Origin of the sequence: Propionibacterium ruminifibrarum (assembly GCF_900289195.1) — a bacterium.
Taxonomy (GTDB): Bacteria; Actinomycetota; Actinomycetes; order Propionibacteriales; family Propionibacteriaceae; genus Propionibacterium; species Propionibacterium ruminifibrarum.
In genome coordinates, this window is the sequence record NZ_OMOH01000001.1 from 76167 (window position 1) to 96883 (window position 20717).

A 20717-nucleotide genomic window follows, 5' to 3' on the forward strand; every position below is an offset into this window, starting at 1 on the left:
TGGCCCCGGCGGGCGATACCTCGCCCCCACTGTTGCGTGGGTGCGCTTGAACCGTGCGCGCCCGCACTAAGATTGGCGCACCAGGACAGCGAAGGGGCTTACCGCGATGACGGATGATGGAGTCTACGGGCCCTACGGCACGGGCAAGGGCGGGGCGCCCGCCTCTCCCACCTCGGCGGCTGCCCTGGCGCGCGTCAACTCGGGGCCGGAGCAGCCCAGGCGGCGGATGCGCCAGCGCATCGCACGTCTCGGCTCGAACACCAAGAACCCGCAGCTGGCCGTGCTCGATCCGCTGTTCTCGGTCGTCCGGGCGAACCATCCGCGGGCCGACCTGGCCATCCTCGAGAAGGCCTACCGCACCGCCGAGCACTACCACCGAGGCCAGACGCGCAAGAGCGGCGACCCGTACATCACGCATCCGCTGGCCGTCGCCACGATCCTCGCCGAGCTGGGCATGACCGAGCCCACCCTCTGCGCGGCCCTGCTGCACGACACCGTCGAGGACACCAGCTACACGCTGGACCAGCTCACCGCCGACTTCGGCGAGACGATCGCCGCGCTGGTCGACGGTGTCACCAAGCTCGACAAGGTCCAGTACGGCGCCTCGGCCAAGGCCGAGACCATCCGGAAGATGGTCATCGCGATGAGCCGCGACATCCGCGTCCTCGTCATCAAGCTGGCGGATCGGCTGCACAACATGCGCACCCTGGGTTTCCTCCGCCCCGACAAGCAGAACCGCATCGCTCGCGAGACGCTCGAGATCTATGCGCCGCTGGCCCACCGGCTGGGCATGAACGCCATCAAGTGGGAGCTCGAGGACCTGTGCTTCTCGATCCTGCAGCCCAAGGTGTACGACGAGATCGTCCGTCTCGTCGCCCAGGCGGCTCCCCGACGCGAGCAACAGCTGCGCGAGGTCATCGACCTGGTCAAGGGCTATCTCACCGAATCCGGGCTGGAGGCCGTCGTCTACGGCCGGCCGAAGCACTACTACTCGATCTACCAGAAGATGGTCGTGCGGGGGCGGGACTTCAACGACATCTACGACCTCGTCGGCCTGCGCATTCTCGTCGACACGGTACGCGACTGCTATGCGGCGCTCGGTGTGATCCACACCCACTGGAACCCGCTGCCCGGCAGGTTCAAGGACTACATCGCCATGCCGAAGTTCAACATGTACCAGTCACTGCACACGACGGTCATGGGTCCGGGAATGCACCCGGTCGAGTTCCAGATCCGCACCCACGACATGCACCGCCGGGCCGAGTACGGCGTCGCCGCCCACTGGAAGTACAAGGAGGACCCGAACAAGCGCAACGGCGACGTCGACCCCGAGGGCACGGATCTGGCCTGGGTGCACCAGCTGAACCAGTGGACGAGGGAGGAGAAGGACCCGGAGGAGTTCCTCGACACCCTCCGCTTCGAACTGGCCACGACCGAGGTCTACGTCTTCACGCCGAAGGGCGACGTGCTGGCCCTGCCGCAGGGCTCCACACCCGTCGACCTGGCCTACTCGATCCACACCGAGGTGGGTCACCACTGCATCGGCGCCCGCGTCAACGGCAAGCTGGCCCCGTTGGAATCGAAACTGTCCAACGGCGACCTGGTGGAGATCCTCACGTCGAAGGCCGAGAACGCCGGTCCGAGCCGGGACTGGCTGAACTTCGTCGTCAGCCCCCGGGCCAAGAGCAAGATCCGGGCCTACTTCACCCGCGAACGGCGCGAGGAGGCCATCGACCAGGGCAAGGACGCGCTCGCCAAGCAGCTGCGCCGCGCCGGAGTGCCGATGCAGCGGCTGCTCACCATCGAGCACCTCACCGAGGTCGCGGACAGCTTCCGGCTGCCCGACGTCGACTCGCTGTACGCGGCGATCGGCGAGGGCAACGTGGGGGCTCCCGGGGTCGTCGCCCGTCTCATCGCGGCCGAGGGCGGTCTCGAGGAGACCGTGCAGGAGAGCCTCGAGGAGGCGGCGATCATCCCCAACGCCGACGGGCGGCGGCGCCGCCGAGTCGGCAAGGGCACGACCGGGGTCGTCGTCGAGGGGGACCCCGACATGTGGGTCAAGCTCGCCAAGTGCTGCACGCCGCTGCCCGGCGACGAGATCCTCGGCTTCATCACCCGGGAGAACGGCGTGTCGGTGCACCGTCGTGACTGCACGAACGCCGCGAACCTGTTGACTCACCCCGAACGCATCGTCGAGGTCAGCTGGGCCCCGGACGTCTCGAGCGGCTATCTGGTCAGTGTCCAGGTCGAGGCGCTCGACCGTCCCGGCACCCTGGCCGACATCACCAGGGCCATGGCCGACCAGCAGGTCAACATCACCTCGGCGACGGTCAACGTCACCAAGGACCACTTGGCCAGGATCAAGCTCACCTTCGAGTCGAGCGACCCGGTGCACCTGCACCACGTCATGTCGACGATCCGCAAGGTATCGGGGGTCTACGACGCCTACCGCCTCAAGCAGTGACGCACGCGGGCACGGACGGCACCGCCGCCCGAGGCGGAACAGGCCGCCGCGCGGTCAGGCGCTGAACTCGTCGAGCGTCTTCTGCGCCTGGTCGAGCCAGCCCTGGTAGGTGGTGATCGACTCGCGCAGCTGCTCGGCCTTCCGCTCCTCGCCCCTGGCCTGGGCTGACTCGGCCTGGGCGGTCAGCTTCTCGATCTGTGAGCCGAGCATCGCCACCGTGCCGGCGGCACGCTCCCTGGCCTGCGGGTCGGTGCGCTTCCACTCCTTGTCGGCTGCCTGCTTGACGGCCTGCTCAAGGGCGCGGACCCGGTTGTCGACGGTGCGGATCGCCTCGCGCGGCACCTTGCCGTAGGCGTTGAACCGTTCGAGGAAGTCACGGAGCTGGCCGCGGGCCCGCTCGACATCGGTGACCGGCAGGATCGTCCGCTCCGCCTCGTCGAGCAGTTCCTGCTTCGCGGCCAGGTTCTGGGCGAACTCGGCGTCCTGCTCGCGGAAGACCGCGTTGCGGGCGTCGAAGAAGACGTCCTGCAGTCCCCTGAACCGCTTCCACAACTCGTCGTCGACATCGCGCGGGGCCGGCCCCGCGGCCTTCCACTGGGCCATCAGGTCGCGGAAGGCGCGAGCCGTGGGACCCCACTCGGTGCTCGTCGAGAGCCTCTCGGCCTCGACGATGATCTTCTCCTTGGTGCGGCGCGCCGCCTCGCGCTGTTCGGCCTGCTGCGCGAACTGTGCCTTGCGGCGGCGCGTGTACGTGGTGCGGGCAGAGCTGAAACGGTGCCACAGCTCGTCGTCGGTCGCCCGGTCGATGCGGGGCAGGGTCTTCCACTGCTCCAGCAGGGCGCGGAAGCGGTTGACGCCGCCGCGCCAGTCATTCCCCGCGGCCAGGGCCTCGGCCTCGGCCACCATCTGCTCCTTCGCCGCCTTCGTCTCCTCGTGCTGGCGGGCACGGGCCTCACGGCGTTCGGCGGCCTTCGTCTCGAGAACAGGGGTCACCTCGTCGAGGCTGGCGGCGAGGGCGTCGAGATCACCCACCGCGTTCGCCTCGAGGATGCTCGTGCGCAAGGCCCCTACCTGCTTGCGTGCCTCTTCGGGACTCACCGACCCGGAGGCGACGCGCTGCTTGAGCAGGTTCACCTCAGTCTCCAGTGACTCGTAACGGCGGACGAAGAACGCCATGGCCTCGTCGGGGCCGACATCGGGGACTTGACCGACGCGGCGCTCACCGGCTGAGGTGACCACGTAGACGGTCCCATCGGCATCGACGCGGCCGTGATCGGTCGGACTCGGTGTTTCGCTCATGCTTCTTATCTTGCCCGATAGGCTGGCGTTTGTGTTCATCGCCTACTTCGTGGCCGGCCCGCTGGGCAACAACTGCTACCTCCTCGCGCCGGACCGGGGTACGTCTGCGGTCGTGGTCGACGCGCCGGTGGGCTCGGCCGCGACCATCGAGCACGCCCTCGACGAGCACGGCCTGGAGCTGGCCGCGGTGCTCCTCACCCACGGGCACCTCGACCACTGCGCCGAGGCGGCCGGGCTCGCCGATGACCACGACGCACCGGTTCTCATCGGGGCCGCGGACCGGATGCTGCTCACCCGCCCCGAGGCGGCCCTGTCGCCCGAGCTGGCCGGTCAGCTCACCGACCTGCTCCCCGAACCGCTGTCCGAGCCACGGCGCGTCGAGACGTACGAACCCAGCCGCCCGCTGCTGATCGGCGGCCTCACCTTCACCGTTCTGCCCGCGCCCGGTCACACACCCGGGTCCGTGCTGCTGCGCACGAGTACCGGCGAGCAGGAGATCGCGTTCACCGGGGACGTGCTCTTCGCCGGTAGCATCGGTCGCACGGACCTGCCCGGCGGTGACGACCCGACGATGCGCGCGAGCCTGCGCGACGTCGTCCGGGCCCTGCCGCCCCAGGTCCACGTGCTGCCGGGCCACGGTCCGTTCAGCACGATGGCCACCGAACTGGCCGACAACCCATACCTGACCGATGCCTACCTGGAGGCGCTCAACTGATGGCACGTCCCAAGCCGTTGTCCGGATTCCCGGAGTTCCTGCCCGAGGAGAGGATCGTCGAGCAGACCGTCCTCGACACCCTGCGCGAGACCTTCGAACTGCACGGGTTCAGCAGCATCGAGACCCGCGCCGTCGAGCCCCTGACGCAGCTGTCCCGCAAGGGCGAGATCACCAAGGAGGTCTACGTCGTGCGCCGTCTGCACGCAGACGAGGCCGACAAGGACGAACTGGGGCTGCACTTCGACCTGACCGTTCCGCTGGCCCGCTGGGTGCTCGAGCACTCGGGCAGCCTGCAGTTCCCGTTCCGCAGGTACCAGATCCAGAAGGTCTGGCGGGGGGAGCGGCCGCAGGAGGGCCGATACCGCGAGTTCACCCAGGCCGACATCGACATCCTCGGCCAGGGGTCCCTCGCGTCCCACCATGACGTCGAGGCCCCACTGGTCATGCTCGAGGCCCTCGAGACGCTGCACGAGCGGATCGGTCTGCCGCCCGTCCTCATGCACGTCAACAACCGCAAACTGTCCGAGGGCTTCTACCGCGGCCTCGGCATCGAGGACACACTGGCCGTCCTGCAGGTCGTCGACAAGTACGGCAAGATCGGCGCGCAGGCCACCGCCGAGCTGCTGGTCAGCGAGCTGGGCCTGAGCGCCGAGGTCGCCGACAAGTGCGTGCAGCTGGCCACCATCCGCAGCGACGACACGGATTTCGTCGGCCAGGTCCGTGCCCTGGGAGTCACCGGCGACCTGCTCGACGAGGGACTGGCAGAACTCGCCGCCCTCGTGGTCGAGGCGAACAAGCGCGTTCCCGGCCGCATCTGCGCCGACCTGTCCATCGCCCGCGGCCTGGACTACTACACCGGCTGCGTCTACGAGACCGAACTCGTCGGCTTCGAACAGATGGGGTCGATCAGTTCCGGCGGCCGCTACGACTCCCTCGCCTCCGACGGCCGCACCAGCTACCCGGGCGTCGGCATCTCGCTGGGCGTCACCCGGCTGCTCGGACCCCTGCTGGCGAGGAAGCAGTTCGTCGTCTCGCGCCCCGTGCCCACCTGCGTGCTCGTGGCCGTCGACTCCGAGCAGACCCGCGACCAGGCTCTCGACGTGGCGGCCGCCCTGCGTGCCCGGGGCATCCCCACCGAGGTCGCGCCGAAGGCGGACAAGTACGGCAAGCAGATCCGCCATGCCGACCGCCGCGGCATCCCGTTCGTCTGGTTCGGCCCGATCGTCGGCGAGGTCAAGGACATCCGGTCCGGCGACCAGCAGCCGGCCGATGCCGGAGACTGGATGCCGGACGAGGCCGACCTGCACCCGCGCGTCCTGCCGGCCGAGTGAGCCCTCAGGATCAGGTGCCGGCGATGAGCAGCGGACAGGACCTGCGTCACCACGTGGTGCGCCACGAGGTCTTCCAGACCAGCCTCATGAGCGCCCTGCTCGACGGCGTGTACGAGGGCGAGATGACGCTGGCCGAGCTGCTCGGCCACGGGAATTTCGGCATCGGCACCTTCCAGGGGCTGGACGGCGAGATGATCATCATCGACTCGGTTCCCTGGCGGATGCGGGCCGACGGCGGCGTCAGCCGGGCCCGCCTCGAGGACCGCACCCCCTTCGCCACCGTCACCAACTTCGTCCCGAACGTCTCCCGCGAGATCAACGGGGCGACCACCAGGGCCCAGCTGCACGAGATCATCGACCAGCTGATGATCTCGACGAACTACCTGTACGCGCTGCGCATCACCGGCGAGTTCGAGTGGGTGAGCACCCGCACGGTCCGGCGCCAGGAGCGCCCCTACCGGCCCATGGCCGAGGCCACGGCCGGTGAGGCCGTCGTACGGCACGAGCGGACCGGGGGCGTGATGGTGGGGTTCCGGACGCCGTTGTTCGAGCAGGGCATCAACGTCGCCGGGTGCCACGTGCACTTCGTCGACGATTCCCGCAGCCGTGGCGGGCACGTCATGGACTTCGTCCTCGACCGGGGCCTGGTCGAGGTCTGCCTCGGCACCGACCTGCACGTGGCGTTGCCACTCACCGAGGAGTTCGCCGACGCCGACCTGGCCCCCGATGACCTGGACGCCCAGGTGAGGGCGACCGAGACCCACGAGTAGACCGGGGCGGCTGGCAGGTCACTGTCCGTCGGCTCTACAGTGGGTCTGGTCACCGCGTGCCGCCAATGGGCGTCGGCACGCGAGGCGGTACAGGCGGCCCGTCCTCTCCGGGGCGGGGCTCGTTCCGCCATCCACCGGGCCTTCGGGCCATCGCGACAACGGAGTGCAGAAACAATGACGATCGCCATCAAGTACGGCGCGCTGGTCGACGAGAAACTGGTCGACGAGGAGGGCAATCTTGCCGCGAGGGGCAGCGGGGGCGCCCTCGTCGAACGGTTGTTGAAGATCTTCCCCGAGTCCTGCCTGGTCGGCTACGAGGACATGAAGGCCAAGGGTTTCGAGGTCAAGCGCATCACGAGCCTCGACCCGGTCTCCGACCTGGTCATCAACCTCGACGTCATGGACAGCGTCGGCAGCTTCCAGATACTGCACCGGCACGGCGCCGAACCCAAGATCATGAACCTGCAGTGGCTGCCCCCGCGGCACTACCACCACAGGGTCAACTTCGCCGCTCTCGGCCTGAGCTATGCGCTCTTCCCGACCCTGTGCGCCGGCGAACGCACCGCCAGCGAGGTCACCGAGTTGTGCCACCGCTGGGGCAGCCCCGCCATCCGGGAGAAGGCGCCCATCTCGTGGTTCTACCCCGGGGTCCGGGACGACCTCGTCCAGCCGCACCGAGGCGCCGAGATCCCCACTGTGCTGTACCCGACGATTCACGTCTCCGAGGACAAGCAGCCCAGGGTCTTCATGGCGATCGTCGCCGAGGTCGCCACCCGCATGGAGCTGCGGATGGAGGCCAGCCTGGCCGAGCGCGAACTCGTCTCGATGGCCGCGATGCGCATGAGCTCGCACTCGTGGACCCATGTCGGTCCGGTCTTCGGCCGGCGCGAGAACTACTGGGAGTCGCTGTCCCAGATGACCGCCTTCCTGTCGACCGCCCGCGAGGAGGCCTACTCGCTGGAGTACCTCGAGGCGCTGCTGGCCGGGGTCGTCGGCGTCCTGCCGCGCCGCGAGTGGGTCAAGGGCGTCGTCCCGGACGCCTACCCGTACCTGTACGGCTCAGAGGAGGAGGCCGCCGACATGCTCGAGGAGGTGCTGCGCGACCCGCAGGCCGCTCAGGCCAGGGTCGACGAGGCCTCCGGAGGCTCCATCCGCGACTGGATCCTCACCCACCACGCCCGCTCGGCGGGCAACAAGGCCATCCAGGAGAAGGTACGGGACTGGTTCCCCGAGGTCTTCTGAACCAACCACCGGTCGGGTCGGCCGCCGCGGGTTCATTCGTGGAAGAATGGCCCCGGCCGCCGTACCGTCCATGCGGCGGCGCAGAAGGGAATACATCGTGATCCGAACTCGTGAAGCGGGCAGCCTGCGCGCATCCGACGAAGGCAAGACCGTCACCCTGGCCGGCTGGGTCGCCCACCGGCGCGACCACGGCGGGGTGGCGTTCATCGACCTGCGTGACGCCAGCGGCATCGCCCAGGTCGTCGTCCGGGACGAGGTGCTGGCGAACTCGGGGGCGCACGAGCTGCGCAACGAGTTCTGCATCGCCGTGACCGGTGTCGTCGAGCACCGCCCCGAGGGCAATGAGAACCCCGACATGCCGACCGGCGAGATCGAGGTCAACATCAGCGAGCTCGAGGTCCTCAACCCCTCTGCGCCGCTGCCATTCCCGCTGGACGAGCACTCCACCGTCGGCGAGGACGCCCGCCTGAGGTACCGCTACCTCGACCTGCGCCGCCCCCGCATGCACGACGCCCTCGCCCTGCGCTCCAAGGTGAACCAGGCGGCCCGCTCGGTGCTGGCCGAACACGACTTCGTCGAGATCGAGACCCCGACCCTGACCCGGTCGACCCCGGAGGGGGCCCGCGACTTCCTGGTGCCCGCCCGCCTGGCGCCCGGGTCCTGGTACGCCCTGCCGCAGAGCCCCCAGCTGTTCAAGCAGCTGCTCATGGTGGCCGGCATGGAGCGGTACTACCAGATCGCCCGCTGCTACCGGGACGAGGACTTCCGAGCCGACCGCCAGCCGGAGTTCACCCAGCTCGACATCGAGATGAGCTTCGTCGACCAGGACGACGTCATGACCCTCGGCGAGGAGGTCATGAAGGCCTGCTGGCGGCTCATCGGCTACGAGATGGTCACCCCGGTGCCGCGCATCAGCTGGCACGAGGCGATGGACAAGTACGGTTCCGACAAGCCCGACCTGCGGTTCGACCTGCAGCTCACCGAGGTCACCGAGTTCTTCGCCGACACGCCCTTCCGCGTCTTCCAGGCGCCCTATGTCGGCGCCGTCGTCATGCCCGGCGGGGCCTCGCTGCCGCGCCGCCAGTTCGACGCCTGGCAGGAGTGGGCGAAGCAGCGCGGGGCCAAGGGCCTGGCCTACATCACGATCGCCGACGACGGCACCCCCGGCGGCCCCGTCGCCAAGAACATCGCGGAGCACGAGAAGGCCGGCATCGCCGAGGCCGTCGGGGCCCGGCCCGGCGACGCGATCTTCTTCGCCGCCGGCGAGCGCACCAGCTCCCAGGAACTGCTCGGCGCCGCCCGCCTCGAGATCGGCAGGCGCTGCCGGCTGTACGACCCCGCCGACTGGGCGTTCTGCTGGGTCGTCGACGCCCCGCTGTTCAAACCCGCCTCCCAGGCCCGGGCCGAGGGTGACGTGGCGGTCGGCGAGGGCGCGTGGACTGCCGTGCACCACGCCTTCACCAGCCCCAAGCCCGAGTGCATGGAAACCTTCGACACCGACCCCGGCCAGGCGCTCGCCTACGCCTACGACTTCGTGTGCAACGGCAACGAGGTGGGCGGCGGTTCGATCCGTATCCACCGCCGCGACGTCCAGGAGCGGGTCTTCAAGGTGATGGGCCTGTCGCCGGAGGAGTCCCAGCGCAAGTTCGGCTTCCTGCTCGACGCGTTCCGGTTCGGCGCCCCGCCGCACGGCGGCATCGCCTTCGGCTGGGACCGTCTCGTCATGCTGCTCGGCGGCTTCGACTCGATCCGCGACGTCATCGCCTTCCCGAAGACGGGCAACGGCTACGACCCGCTGACCGGCGCCCCGGCCCCGATCACCCCGGCCCAGCGCCGCGAGGCCGGCGTCGACGCCAAGCCGGCCGGCAAGACAGGGGAGAAGACGCCCGGGGACTGAGCGGTCGTGCTCCTTCCGGGGGCGTCGCGCCCCGGCGCTAAGGTCGGGGTGTGAGCGAGGACCTGTTCGGAACGGTGACGCCCGCCGACCAGTCCCACGGTCTGGGCGGCTCGCTGGGCGACGCCGTCAACCCCGACGCGCCGCTGGCGGTGCGCATGCGCCCCCGCACCCTCGACGAGATCGTCGGCCAGAAGCAGCTGCTCGCCCCCGGCTCACCGCTGCGCAGGCTGGTCGAGGGCACCGCATCGATGAGCGTCTTCCTGTGGGGGCCGCCCGGTGTCGGCAAGACGACGATCGCCTCGGTCGTCTCGCACGTCACCAACCGCCGGTTCGTCGAGCTCTCCGCGGTCACCGCCGGTGTCAAGGACGTGCGCCGCGAACTCGACGTCGCGCGCCGGGAACTGGCCCGCGGCAGGCCCACCGTTCTGTTCGTCGACGAGGTCCACCGGTTCAGCAGGGCCCAGCAGGACGTCCTGCTGCCGGCCGTCGAGAACCGCATCGTCACCCTCATCGCGGCGACCACCGAGAACCCGTCCTTCTCGGTCATCTCGCCGCTGCTGTCCCGCTCACTGCTGCTGACCCTCACGCCGCTGTCGGCCGAGGACATCAACGAACTCGTCGACCGGGCGCTGAGCACCGAGCGCGGGCTGCGCACCCCCGACGGCGGGCACTACACGATCACCGAGGAGGCGCGCGAGGACCTGCTGCGCCTGAGCGGTGGGGACGCCCGCCGGGTGCTCACCTACCTGGAGGAGGCCGCCGCCGGGGCCACCGCCCGGGACACCGGGCAGATAACCGCCCAGATCCTCGCCGCCTCGGTCGACAGGGCGGCCGTGCGCTACGACAAGGACGGTGACCAGCACTACGACGTCATCAGCGCCTTCATCAAGTCGGTGCGCGGCTCCGACCCGGACGCCGCACTGCACTGGCTGGCACGCATGATCGAGGCGGGGGAGGACCCGCGCTTCATCGCGCGCAGGCTCATCATCCTGGCCAGCGAGGACGTCGGCATGGCTGCGCCGAGCGTCCTGCAGACCGCCGTGGCGGCGGCGCAGGCCGTGCAGCTCATCGGCATGCCCGAGGCCCGCATCAACCTGGCCCAGGCGACCATCGCGGCGGCCACCGCCCCCAAGTCGAACGCCGTGGTCACGGCCGTCGACAGGGCCCTGGCCGACGTGAGTGCCGGCCGGACCGGACCCGTCCCGGCCCACCTGCGCGACGCCCACTACGCGACGGCATCCGATTACGGCCACGGAGTCGGCTACCGCTACGCCCACGACTGGCCGCACGGCGTGGCCCCCCAGCAGTACCTGCCCGACGACCTCGCGGGTGTTCGCTACTACGAACCGACCGACCACGGCAACGAGGAGTCGATCGCCACCAGGCTCGAGACGATCCGCTCGATCCTCGCCTCAGACCCCCCAGAACAGTGAGCAGACGGCCCGTCGCCGGCCTGATCGCTGCGGGGAAAGGGCTGCGGCAAGGGCGGTTCGCCTGTTCGCGGTAATCTTGTCCGCGGACCACGCACGGTGCGGGTCCCACCCCTGAGCATCACGAGGGAAAGGCACCCATGAAAGCTGCTGAGATCGGCCGTCGATTCCAGGACTTCTTCGTCGCCAAGGGACATGCCGCCGTGCCCAGCGCCTCGCTGCTGTACAACGATCCCACGCTGCTGTTCGTCAACGCCGGCATGGTGCCCTTCAAGCCATACCTCATGGGCGAGGAGCCCTCGCCGTGGAAGCGTGCCACGAGCATCCAGAAGTGCCTGCGCACCCTCGACATCGACGAGGTCGGCAAGACCACCCGGCACGGCACCTTCTTCCAGATGCTGGGCAACTTCAGCTTCGGCGACTACTTCAAGAAGGAGGCCATCGAGTACGCCTGGGAGTTGGTCACCGGCTCGCTCGACGACGGCTGCTTCGGTTTCGACCCCGCCACGGTCTGGGTCACCGTCCTCGGCCCCGGCCACCACCCGGACTACCCGGACGGCGACGTCGAGGCCCGCGAGGCCTGGCTCGCGGTCGGCGTGCCCGCGGACCACATCCAGGGCCGCGGCCTCAAGGACAACTACTGGCACATGGGCGTCCCCGGTCCCGGCGGCCCCTGCTCCGAGATCTACATCGACCGCGGCCCCGAGTACGGCCCCGACGGCGGCCCGATCGCCGACGAGGACCGCTTCCTCGAGATCTGGAACCTCGTGTTCGAGACCGAGGAGCTCAGCGCCGTCCGCGCCAAGGACGACTTCGACATCGCCGGCCCCATGACGATGCGCAACATCGACACCGGGGCGGGCCTGGAGCGCATCGCCTACCTGATGCAGGGTGTCGACAACATGTACGAGACCGACGAGGTCTTCCCCGTCATCGAACGCGCGGCCCAGCTGGCCTCGGTGACCTACGGCCAGGACCGCACCACCGACGTGCGCCTGCGCGTCGTCGGCGACCACATCCGCAGCTCCCTCATGCTCATGACCGATGGGGTGAGCCCCGGCAACGAGGCCCGCGGCTACGTGCTGCGCCGCCTGCTGCGCCGCTCCATCCGCTCCATGCGCCTGCTGGGGGTCCAGCAGCCCACGGTCGTCGAACTGCTCGACATCTCGCGGTCGTGCATGCACGCCACCTACCCCGAGATCGACGAGGCCTGGGACCGCATCGCGGACGTCGCCGCGGCCGAGGAGGCCTCGTTCGCCCGCACCCTGAACTCCGGCACCCAGCTGTTCGAGAGCGCCGTCGCCGAGACGAAGGCGGCCGGCGCCCTCGTCCTGCCCGGCGACAAGGCCTTCCAGCTGCACGACACCTACGGCTTCCCCATCGACCTGACCCTCGAGATGGCCGCCGAACAGGGTCTGAAGGTGGACGAGGAGTCCTTCCGCACCCTCATGGACGCCCAGCGCGCCCGGGCGAAGGCCGATGCCCGGTCCAAGAAGTCCATCCAGGCGGGCACCGAGGCCTACGCGAAACTGCGCGCCGATGGCGAGACCGGTTTCGTCGGGTACTCCGAACTCGACATCCCCACGACCGTGCGCGGTCTCATCGCCGACGGCCAGGTGGTCGACCGGGTCGCCCCCGGCCAGACCGTCGAGATCGTCCTTGACGAGACCCCCTTCTACGCCGAGATGGGCGGCCAGGACTCCGACGCGGGCGTCATCAGGGCGGCCAGCGGCGAGTTCGAGGTCATCGACGTCCAGCGTCCGGTGCCCGGCCTCATCGTCCACACCGTCAAGGCCGACAGCGAACTCGCCGTCGGGGACGAGGTCCAGGCCGTCGTCGACGCCTTCCACCGCCAGGGCTCCTGCCAGGCGCACTCGGCGACGCACATCCTGCACGCCGCGCTCCGTCAGCTCGTCGGCCCGACCGCGACCCAGGCCGGCTCGTACAACAAACCCGGCTACCTGCGGTTCGACTTCGGCGCCACGCACGGCCTGTCGGACCAGCTGGTCGCCGAGATCGAGGCCCGGTGCAACGAGGCCATCCGTGACGACCTGGAGGTGCGCGCCACCCAGATGCCGCTCGAGAAGGCCAGGTCGATGGGCGCCCTGGCGATGTTCGGCGAGAAGTACCCCGACATCGTCCGCGTCGTCGAGATGGATGGCGCGTGGAGCCGTGAGCTCTGCGCCGGCACCCATGTGGCGCACTCCAGCCAGATCGGCCTGCTGAACCTGCTCACCGAGCAGTCCGTCGGCGCGGGGACCCGCCGCATCGAGGCCCTGGTCAGCACCGATGCGTTCGATCACATGGCCGCCGAGCGCACACTCGTCAGCCAGCTCACCGGGATGCTCCACGTGCGGCCCGAGCAGCTCACCGAACGCGTCGGCTCCCTGGTCACCGACCTGAAGGCGGCCCAGAAGCAGATCGAGGACATGAAGAAGGCGCAGCTGCTCGCCGGCGCCGCGACCATCGTCGACTCGGCCAAGGACATGTGGGGGGTCGCCTTCGCGGCACGGCAGCTGTCCGGGGTCGACGGCGGGTCGCTTCGCACCCTGGCCGGTGACGTCCGGGACCGCTTCAACGACCGCCCGGCCGTCGTCGCCCTCATCGGTGGCAGCGACAGCAAGCCCACCATCGTCGTGGCCACCAACCAGGCCGCCCGTGACAGGGGGCTGAGGGCGGGCGAGCTCCTGCGCGAGGGAGCCACCGCGCTCGGCGGCCGCGGCGGCGGCAAGGACGACCTGGCCCAGGGCGGCGGCTCGGACGCCGCCAGGGCCGCCGACGCGCTCCAGGCCGTCGAGTACGCCGTCGGCCATGTCATCCTCGGCTGAGGGGCCGTCGGGCCGTGGCACTGCGCGGTGGCGACCCGGAGTCCGGCTGTGCCTCGACTGGGGCAGGGCCCGCATCGGGGTGGCGGCCTGCGACCCCGATGGCGTGCTCGCCTACCCGGTCGCCACGGTGCGCAATGACGACGACGTGATGGTCTCGATCAGGGCCCTCGTGGCCGAGTACGAGCCCCTCGAGATCGTCATGGGCCTGCCCACCGATCTGCGGGGCGACCGCGCCGGTGTGGCGGCCCGCGCCATGCGCAAGAACGCGCGGCGGGTCAACTCCGAGACCAACCTGCCGGTGCGGATGCTCGACGAACGGCTCACCACCGTCACGGCGGCCCAGCGGCTTGCCGCCACCGGCAAGGACGCCCGGGCGCGCCGGCCCATCATCGACCAGGCCGCCGCCGTGGCGATCCTGGAGCAGGCCATCGACATGGAGAAACGCAGCGGAACAGCGCCGGGCGAGGTCATCGACAGGGCCTGAGTCCGCTACAGTGCAGGCCAACGAGGGGAGGTGACTCGGTGAAACCGAAACGAGCTGCCGACAGCGACGATCTCGATGACTTCTTCGCAGAGCCGGACCCTGGGCACGCCTCGCGGCGCTTTGGCCCCGACGACGAGTTGGGCGAGGACGACTTCGATGCCGAACCCGGTGAGCGGGTGGCAGCCCGGGCCGCGGAGGATGACCCCGACGACGACCCGGAGGCGACCCGGTCGCTCGACGCGGAGGAGCAGCCGGACGACGATGACGAGGACTCGATCCTCGGCCTCGGCGAGCAGTCCCAGCGCGGTGCCGGCTCCCGGTGGAAGTCCGTCATCGCCGTGCTGCTGTCGATCGCCATCATCGGCGGTGGCGGCTACTTCGGCTTCCAGAAGGCGTCCCAGGCCTGGACGAGCTTCCGGGGCGTCGACTACGACGGCGCCGGTGACGAGTCCACCTCGGTGCTGGTGACCATCCGTGAGGGCATGACGATCACTGAGATCGGCGACACGCTGGCCGCGAACCAGGTGGTCGCCTCCTCGAGGGCCTTCGTGCGCGTCGCCAGCGGGGACGGCCGCTCGAACAGCATCCATTCGGGCACCTACCAGATGCGCCAGCACATGTCGGCCCAGGCCGCGCTCGACGTCCTCGTCGATCCGGCGAACCTGGCGACGAACCTCGTCACCGTGCCCGAGGGGCTGCGCGACTCGGAGGTCTTCACCCAGCTGAGCCAGATGACCGGTCTTCCCGTCTCGGACTTCGAGGCCGCCGCGAAGGACACCGATGCGCTCGGCCTGCCCGACTACGCGCAGGACAACGTCGAGGGCTACCTGTTCCCCGAGACGTACACCTACGACCCGGCGGACAGCGCCACCGACGTGCTGGCGAAGATGGTCGACCAGTTCAAGCAGGTCGCCGCCCAGGAGGACCTCGTCGACAAGGCCGCGGCCCTGGGCCGCTCACCGCACGACGTGGTCGTCGTGGCGTCGATCATCGAGAAGGAGACGACGAACTTCGACTACGGCCCCCAGATCGCCGAGGTCTTCTACAACCGGCTCGACAAGGGCGTGAAGCTGCAGTCCGACGCGACGGTCATCTACGCCAACAACATGAGCGGGCGCATCACGACGACCGACGAGGAACGCGCCATCGACTCGCCCTACAACACCTACGTCACGGACGGCCTGCCGCCGGGCGCCATCTCCAACCCCGGTCGGGACGCGCTGCACTCGGCGCTCAACCCGACAACCGGCGACGACATGTTCTTCGTCGCCGTCAACCCCGACACCGGCGAGACCAAGTTCGCCGCCACCGAGGAGGAGCACGCGGCCAACGTGGAGGAGTTCCAGGAGTGGTGCCGGGCCAACGCGGACCGGTGCGACGAGGAGGACTGACCCCTCCGCGCGGTGAGCCGGCACCGGCCGTGCCCACATCCGAGCCGATCCCGCCCAGACCCCGGATCGGCTGGGATACTTGACCTCATGCTGCGCTATCTCACCGCCGGGGAGTCCCATGGTCAGGCGCTCGTCGCCACCCTTGACGGCGTCCCCGCCCACGTCCGTGTCAGTTCCACCGACATCCGCCGGGCACTGGCCCGCCGTCGGCTGGGGGCGGGCCGTGGCGCGCGCATGAGCTTCGAGGCGGACGAGGTGACGATGGTCGCCGGCCTGCGCCACGGCGAGACCCTGGGCTCGCCGGTCTCGATCATCATCGGCAACACCGAATGGCCCAAGTGGCGGACCGTGATGAACCCGGACGAGGTCGACCCGTCCGAGCTCGAGGGCCTCGCCCGCAACGAGCCGCTCACCCGCCCGCGCCCCGGTCACGCCGATCTGGCGGGCATGCAGAAGTACGACTGGGACGAGGCCCGCCCGCTGCTCGAACGCGCCAGCGCCCGCGAGACCGCGGCCCGCGTCGCCATCGGCCAGGTGGCCAAGAACTTCCTCGCCCAGGGCTTCGGCATCACCGTCCTGAGCCATGTCGTCGAGCTCGGCGGGATCGCCGCCCGGATCGACGAACCACCGCGCATGGCCGATCTCGAACTCATAGACGCCGACCCGGTGCGCTGCTTCGACCCGCAGGCATCGTCGGCGATGCAGGCCGAGATCGAGGACTGCCGCAAGGACGGCGACACGCTCGGTGGCGTCGTCGAGGTGCTCGCCTGGGGCTGCCCACCCGGGTTGGGCGCGATGCGCGAGGGCGACACCCGGCTGGACGCCAGGCTCGCGCTGGCGCTCATGGGCATCCAGGCCATCAAGGGTGTCGAGGTCGGCGACGGCTTCGAGCTGGCCCGGCTGCGCGGCTCCAGGGCCCACGACGAGATCGTCCGCGGGCCGGGCGGGATCCGGCGGGCCACCGGCCATTCCGGTGGCACCGAGGCCGGTATGACGACCGGCGAGGTGCTGCGCGTGCGGGCCGCCATGAAACCGATCGCCACCGTTCCGCGCGCCCTGCGCACCATCGATGTCCGCACCGGCGAGGCGGCCGCCGCCCACCACCAGCGCTCGGACGTCTGCGCGGTCCCGGCGGCCGGGGTCGTCGCCGAGGCCATGGTCGCCCTGACGCTCGCCGACGCCTGCCTGGAGAAGTTCGGCGGTGACTCGCTCGGCGAGTGCCGGCGCAACTACCAGTCCTATCTCGCGGACCTGGCGGGCAGGGGCCTGTCGGTGCCCCGGTGATGAGTACGGCACGGCCGCCGCGGGGCCGCCAGGTCGTCCTGGTCGGTCTGCCCGGTGTCGGCAAGAGCACCGTCGGAGCTCTACTCGCCAGGAAATACGGGCTGGATTTCTTCGATGCGGACGACTGTCTCGAAGAGCAGCAGGGCCGTTCGATCAGCGAGATCTTCGCGACGGACGGCGAGGCCGGTTTCCGCGCCATCGAGACGGCCACGGTCATCGAGCTGCTGTCCCGTCCTGGCGTCATCGCACTCGGCGGGGGAGCGGTGACGAACGAGGCGATCCGTGCCGCACTCGCCGGACGCGACGTCGTCTGGCTCACGCAATCGGTCGGCCAGGGCGTGGAGCGCATCGGGAGTTCGACGCACCGTCCCCTCATGGCCGGCAGCGATATCGCCGGCACCCTGCGCCGTCTCAAGGCCGGACGGGACCCCCTGTACCGTCAGGTCGCGACCATCCGCATCGACACCGACCGGAAGCATCCAGGCCGGGTCGCCACAGAACTGGCCGCCGCACTCGGGTGGGGCCAGGACCTGGAAGGGGAGGACTGAACATGAGCGTCGTCGAGTTCGCCACCGAGAAGCCCTACCAAGCCGTCATCGGCCCCGGCGTCCTCGACCAGCTGGGCCGGTATCTCGGCGCCGCCACGAAGGTCGGCGTCCTGCACGCCCCGCCGCTGTCCGGAGCCGCCCAGCGGGCCGCCGACACCGTGCGGGCCGCCGGAGCCGAACCGGTCCTCATCGAGCTTCCCGAGGGCGAGAGCGCCAAGACCCCCCGGGTGCTCGCCGACACCTGGAGCGCACTCGCCGTCGCGGGCTTCACCCGCGGCGACCTCATCGTCGGCATCGGCGGGGGAGCGACCACGGACCTGGCCGGTTTCATCGCCGCCACCTGGATGCGCGGCATCAGATGGGTGAGCGCACCAACCACGGTCCTGGCCATGGTCGACGCGGGCATCGGCGGCAAGACCGGCGCAGACCTGCCCGAGGGGAAGAACCTCATCGGCGCGTTCTGGGAGCCCTCGGCCGTCCTGGCGGACACCGGCCTGCTCGGCACCCTGCCGGTCGGCGAGTTGCGCGCCGGACTCGGCGAGGTCATCAAGCACGGTTTCATCGCCGATGGACGCACCCTCGATCTCATCGCGGCCTCCCCGTCCGAGGCCCTCGACCCGACCAGCCCCCTCCTCACCGAACTCATCACCCGGTCGGTGCAGGTCAAGGCTCGTGTCGTGAGCGCGGACCTGCGCGAATCCATGTCGGTGGGCGACGACGTGGGACGCGAGCAACTCAACTACGGCCACACGCTGGGCCACGCCATCGAGGCCGGCGAGCACTTCACCCGCCGCCACGGCGAGTGCGTGGGGCTCGGCATGATCTTCGCCGCCGAGCTCGCCCACCGCACCATCGGCCTGGCGGCCGAGCACGTGGACCGGCACCGTCGCATGCTCGAACTCGTCGGCCTGCCCACGAGCTACCGGGGCATCGGCTGGGAACGGGCCCGCGCACTCATGGCCCGCGACAAGAAGACACGCGGCAGTACCCTGCGTTTCGTCGGGCTGCGTGCACCCGGTGACGTCACGATGATCGTCGACCCGCCCGAGCAGGCGCTGCTCGAGGCCTGGGACGCCCTGACCGGTTGAGGGCCGCACCGTGTACGTTCCCGAGCACTTCTCCTTCGACGCCGCCCAGCTGGGAGCCCTCCTGCAGCGCGTCGGTGCCGGCGATCTGGTCACGAACGGGCCGGATGGCCTCGACGCCACCTTCCTGCCCTGGAGCCTGAACCCGGCGGTCGGCGAGCACGGGGCCCTGCGCACCCACGTGGCGCGTGTCAACCCGCAGTGGCGCGACGAGGGCCCCGCGATGGTCATCCTGCACGGCCCGGACGACTACATCGACCCGGCCGATCACGCGGAGCCCGGGCAGGTGCCCACCTGGAACTACATCACCATGCACGTGCGCGGAACCCTCGTCGCCCACGAGGACCCGGAGTGGATCATCGCCTCGCTCGACGAATTGGTCGGCGCCCAGCCCACCGAGTGGAGCATCGACGAGATGAGCCCCGAACGGCTCCGGGGCATGACCGCCGCGATCGTCGGTGTCGAACTGCGCATCGAGTCGATCACCGGCAAGGCCAAGATGAGTCAGAATCGCCCCAGCCGTGACATCGACGCCCTGGCCGACGCGCTCGAGGCGCGCCGCGGCCAGGCCGAGGAGCCCCGCTACCGGCGCCCGTCACCCGAGGCCGTCGCATACCTGCGCGGCCCCTCCCGCGACCACGCCCTGGCCCGCGAGCGGGCCGCCGAGCGGGCACGCACCACGAGGAGGCCGGGGCGAACCATCGGCTAGGATGGCTGACTGCGGCCGCGAGCCGCCCGACCGGTCGCCGGTGCCAGGCGGCGGGCCCTCCTGCCCCGGCAGCGGGCCGTGCGCCGCCGTGGCCCGCTGACAACTGCAGAAAGGCTTTCACCAGTGGCTACGACCAATGACATCAAGAACGGCACCGTGCTGAACCTCGACGGTCAGCTCTGGCAGGTTCTGTGGTTCCAGCACCACAAACCGGGCAAGGGCAACACCGTCGTGCGCACCAAGATCAAGAATGTGCTGAACGGCAAGGTCGTGGACCGCACCTTCCCGGCCGACACCAAGATCGAGATGGCCCAGGTCGACCGCCGGGACATGCAGTACCTGTACAGCGACACCAGCGGCTACGTCTTCATGGACACCGACACCTACGAGCAGCTCGTCGTCGCCGACGACATCATCGGCGACGACAAGGAGTACCTGCTCGAGGGCATGACCGTCACCGTCGCCACCAACGAGGGCAACCCGCTGTACATCGACCTGCCGGCCTCCATCGAGGTCGAGGTGACCTACACCGAGCCGGGCCTGCAGGGCGACCGCTCCACAGGCGGCAGCAAGCCCGCCACCATCGAGACCGGCAAGCAGGTGCAGGTACCGCTGTTCATCGACAACGGCGAGCGCATCAAGGTCAGCACTGCCGACGGCTCCTATCTCGGCCGAGCCCAGGGCTGATGACCGACGAGGAGATCATCGCGTTGGCACCGGGGGAGCACCCCCCGGTGCCAGGCGCGGTGAAGGTGGCCAGCACCAACTATGAGGGCGCCCGGCACTCCACGCGGACGAAGGCCCGCAAGCAGGCGCTCGACGTCCTGTTTCAGGCCGAGCTGCGCGATGAGTCGGTCGACGCGGTCCTGCGGCGAAGGGCCCAGCAGGGCGAACCGGACGTGCGCGAGTACGCGGCGGCGATCCTGCACGGCTACTGGGACCATGCCTCCCAGATCGATCAGCGCATCGCCGAGTGCATGAGCGGTGACTGGACGCTGGAGCGCATGCCCCGGGTCGATCGCAACCTGGCCCGTATCGCCATGTGGGAGCTCGACTTCACCGACATCGCACCGAAGGTGGCCATCAGCGAGGCCCTCGGGCTCGCCGACGAGCTGAGCAGCGACGAATCCGTCGCCTTCCTCAACGGCGTGCTGAACAAGGCGCTGGAAACCCGGCCCGCTCGCCGGCAGTGAACCGCCCGGTGATTCATCTCGCGGGTACCGGTCCTGACCGACCACCG

General features: G+C 69.8%; 17 protein-coding genes. 16 read left to right on the top strand and 1 reads right to left on the bottom strand.

What is annotated here, in order from left to right:
* The first annotated feature begins 106 nt into the window (after positions 1-106).
* On the top strand, positions 107-2464 hold the full coding sequence (locus tag PROPJV5_RS00345) for a RelA/SpoT family protein (RefSeq protein WP_119714368.1): 2358 nt from the start codon (positions 107-109) through the stop codon (positions 2462-2464).
* A 54-nt stretch (positions 2465-2518) separates the two neighbouring features.
* Here the strand turns inward: PROPJV5_RS00345 and PROPJV5_RS00350 are convergent, their stop codons facing one another.
* Positions 2519-3802 carry a DUF349 domain-containing protein gene (locus tag PROPJV5_RS00350; RefSeq protein WP_119714369.1) on the bottom strand — a complete coding sequence of 428 codons (1284 nt, stop codon included), beginning with the start codon at positions 3800-3802 and terminating at the stop codon, positions 2519-2521.
* On the opposite strand from PROPJV5_RS00350, the gene PROPJV5_RS00355 reads away from it, so the two are divergent.
* The 15 genes from PROPJV5_RS00355 (at position 3795) to nusB (ending at position 20670) form a co-directional block, all read left to right on the top strand.
* Entirely contained in the window at positions 3795-4478 is a 684-nt protein-coding gene (locus PROPJV5_RS00355; protein ID WP_119714370.1) for an MBL fold metallo-hydrolase, read from the top strand. The two genes, PROPJV5_RS00350 and PROPJV5_RS00355, sit on opposite strands and share 8 nt — an antisense overlap.
* Positions 4478-5809: a histidine--tRNA ligase gene (gene hisS / locus PROPJV5_RS00360; protein ID WP_119714371.1), complete on the top strand. Its 1332-nt coding sequence runs from the start codon at positions 4478-4480 to the stop codon at positions 5807-5809. Before PROPJV5_RS00355 ends, hisS begins: the two co-directional genes overlap by 1 nt.
* Before the next feature lie 23 nt (positions 5810-5832).
* Complete coding sequence (gene budA / locus PROPJV5_RS00365; protein ID WP_119714372.1) at positions 5833-6579, top strand: acetolactate decarboxylase; 747 nt, start codon at positions 5833-5835, stop codon at positions 6577-6579.
* Between the two features lie 174 nt (positions 6580-6753).
* Complete coding sequence (locus PROPJV5_RS00370; protein ID WP_119714373.1) at positions 6754-7821, top strand: glycosyltransferase; 1068 nt, start codon at positions 6754-6756, stop codon at positions 7819-7821.
* A 97-nt stretch (positions 7822-7918) separates the two neighbouring features.
* Entirely contained in the window at positions 7919-9718 is a 1800-nt protein-coding gene (gene aspS, locus PROPJV5_RS00375; RefSeq protein WP_119714374.1) for an aspartate--tRNA ligase, read from the top strand.
* 50 nt (positions 9719-9768) lie between these two features.
* Positions 9769-11151: a replication-associated recombination protein A gene (locus tag PROPJV5_RS00380; protein ID WP_119714375.1), complete on the top strand. Its 1383-nt coding sequence runs from the start codon at positions 9769-9771 to the stop codon at positions 11149-11151.
* Positions 11152-11288: 137 nt separating this feature from the next.
* Positions 11289-13976 (top strand): alanine--tRNA ligase, encoded by a 2688-nt coding sequence (gene alaS, locus PROPJV5_RS00385; RefSeq protein WP_119714376.1) that lies wholly within the window; start codon positions 11289-11291, stop codon positions 13974-13976.
* The gene (ruvX, locus tag PROPJV5_RS00390; RefSeq protein WP_119714377.1) at positions 13960-14460 is read left to right on the top strand and encodes a Holliday junction resolvase RuvX; all 501 of its coding nucleotides are present in this window, start codon (positions 13960-13962) and stop codon (positions 14458-14460) included. The genes alaS and ruvX overlap by 17 nt, the downstream gene beginning before the upstream one ends.
* Before the next feature lie 38 nt (positions 14461-14498).
* Complete coding sequence (gene mltG, locus PROPJV5_RS00395) at positions 14499-15851, top strand: endolytic transglycosylase MltG (RefSeq protein ID WP_119714378.1); 1353 nt, start codon at positions 14499-14501, stop codon at positions 15849-15851.
* A gap of 87 nt (positions 15852-15938) precedes the next feature.
* Positions 15939-17135, top strand: coding sequence for a chorismate synthase (aroC, locus tag PROPJV5_RS00400; protein ID WP_119714379.1), 1197 nt, complete (start codon positions 15939-15941; stop codon positions 17133-17135).
* Complete coding sequence (locus PROPJV5_RS00405) at positions 17135-17683, top strand: shikimate kinase (protein WP_119714380.1); 549 nt, start codon at positions 17135-17137, stop codon at positions 17681-17683. Before aroC ends, PROPJV5_RS00405 begins: the two co-directional genes overlap by 1 nt.
* A gap of 2 nt (positions 17684-17685) precedes the next feature.
* Positions 17686-18771 carry a 3-dehydroquinate synthase gene (gene aroB / locus PROPJV5_RS00410; protein WP_119714381.1) on the top strand — a complete coding sequence of 362 codons (1086 nt, stop codon included), beginning with the start codon at positions 17686-17688 and terminating at the stop codon, positions 18769-18771.
* A 10-nt stretch (positions 18772-18781) separates the two neighbouring features.
* Entirely contained in the window at positions 18782-19477 is a 696-nt protein-coding gene (locus tag PROPJV5_RS00415; RefSeq protein WP_119714382.1) for an FMN-binding negative transcriptional regulator, read from the top strand.
* 123 nt (positions 19478-19600) lie between these two features.
* Positions 19601-20164 carry an elongation factor P gene (gene efp / locus PROPJV5_RS00420; RefSeq protein ID WP_119714383.1) on the top strand — a complete coding sequence of 188 codons (564 nt, stop codon included), beginning with the start codon at positions 19601-19603 and terminating at the stop codon, positions 20162-20164.
* Complete coding sequence (gene nusB, locus PROPJV5_RS00425) at positions 20164-20670, top strand: transcription antitermination factor NusB (protein ID WP_119714384.1); 507 nt, start codon at positions 20164-20166, stop codon at positions 20668-20670. Before efp ends, nusB begins: the two co-directional genes overlap by 1 nt.
* Positions 20671-20717: the final 47 nt, after the last annotated feature.

Excerpts from the sequence above, each read along its gene's own strand:
- PROPJV5_RS00370 (WP_119714373.1), top strand. The coding sequence starts at position 6,754 with ATGACGATCGCCATCAAGTACGGCGCGCTGGTCGACGAGAAACTGGTC.
- ruvX (WP_119714377.1), top strand. The coding sequence starts at position 13,960 with ATGTCATCCTCGGCTGAGGGGCCGTCGGGCCGTGGCACTGCGCGGTGG.
- nusB (WP_119714384.1), top strand. The coding sequence starts at position 20,164 with ATGACCGACGAGGAGATCATCGCGTTGGCACCGGGGGAGCACCCCCCG.
- PROPJV5_RS00345 (WP_119714368.1), top strand. The coding sequence starts at position 107 with ATGACGGATGATGGAGTCTACGGGCCCTACGGCACGGGCAAGGGCGGG.
- alaS (WP_119714376.1), top strand. The coding sequence starts at position 11,289 with ATGAAAGCTGCTGAGATCGGCCGTCGATTCCAGGACTTCTTCGTCGCC.
- aroB (WP_119714381.1), top strand. The coding sequence starts at position 17,686 with ATGAGCGTCGTCGAGTTCGCCACCGAGAAGCCCTACCAAGCCGTCATC.
- PROPJV5_RS00350 (WP_119714369.1), bottom strand. The coding sequence starts at position 3,802 with ATGAACACAAACGCCAGCCTATCGGGCAAGATAAGAAGCATGAGCGAA.
- PROPJV5_RS00405 (WP_119714380.1), top strand. The coding sequence starts at position 17,135 with ATGAGTACGGCACGGCCGCCGCGGGGCCGCCAGGTCGTCCTGGTCGGT.
- budA (WP_119714372.1), top strand. The coding sequence starts at position 5,833 with ATGAGCAGCGGACAGGACCTGCGTCACCACGTGGTGCGCCACGAGGTC.
- aroC (WP_119714379.1), top strand. The coding sequence starts at position 15,939 with ATGCTGCGCTATCTCACCGCCGGGGAGTCCCATGGTCAGGCGCTCGTC.
- hisS (WP_119714371.1), top strand. The coding sequence starts at position 4,478 with ATGGCACGTCCCAAGCCGTTGTCCGGATTCCCGGAGTTCCTGCCCGAG.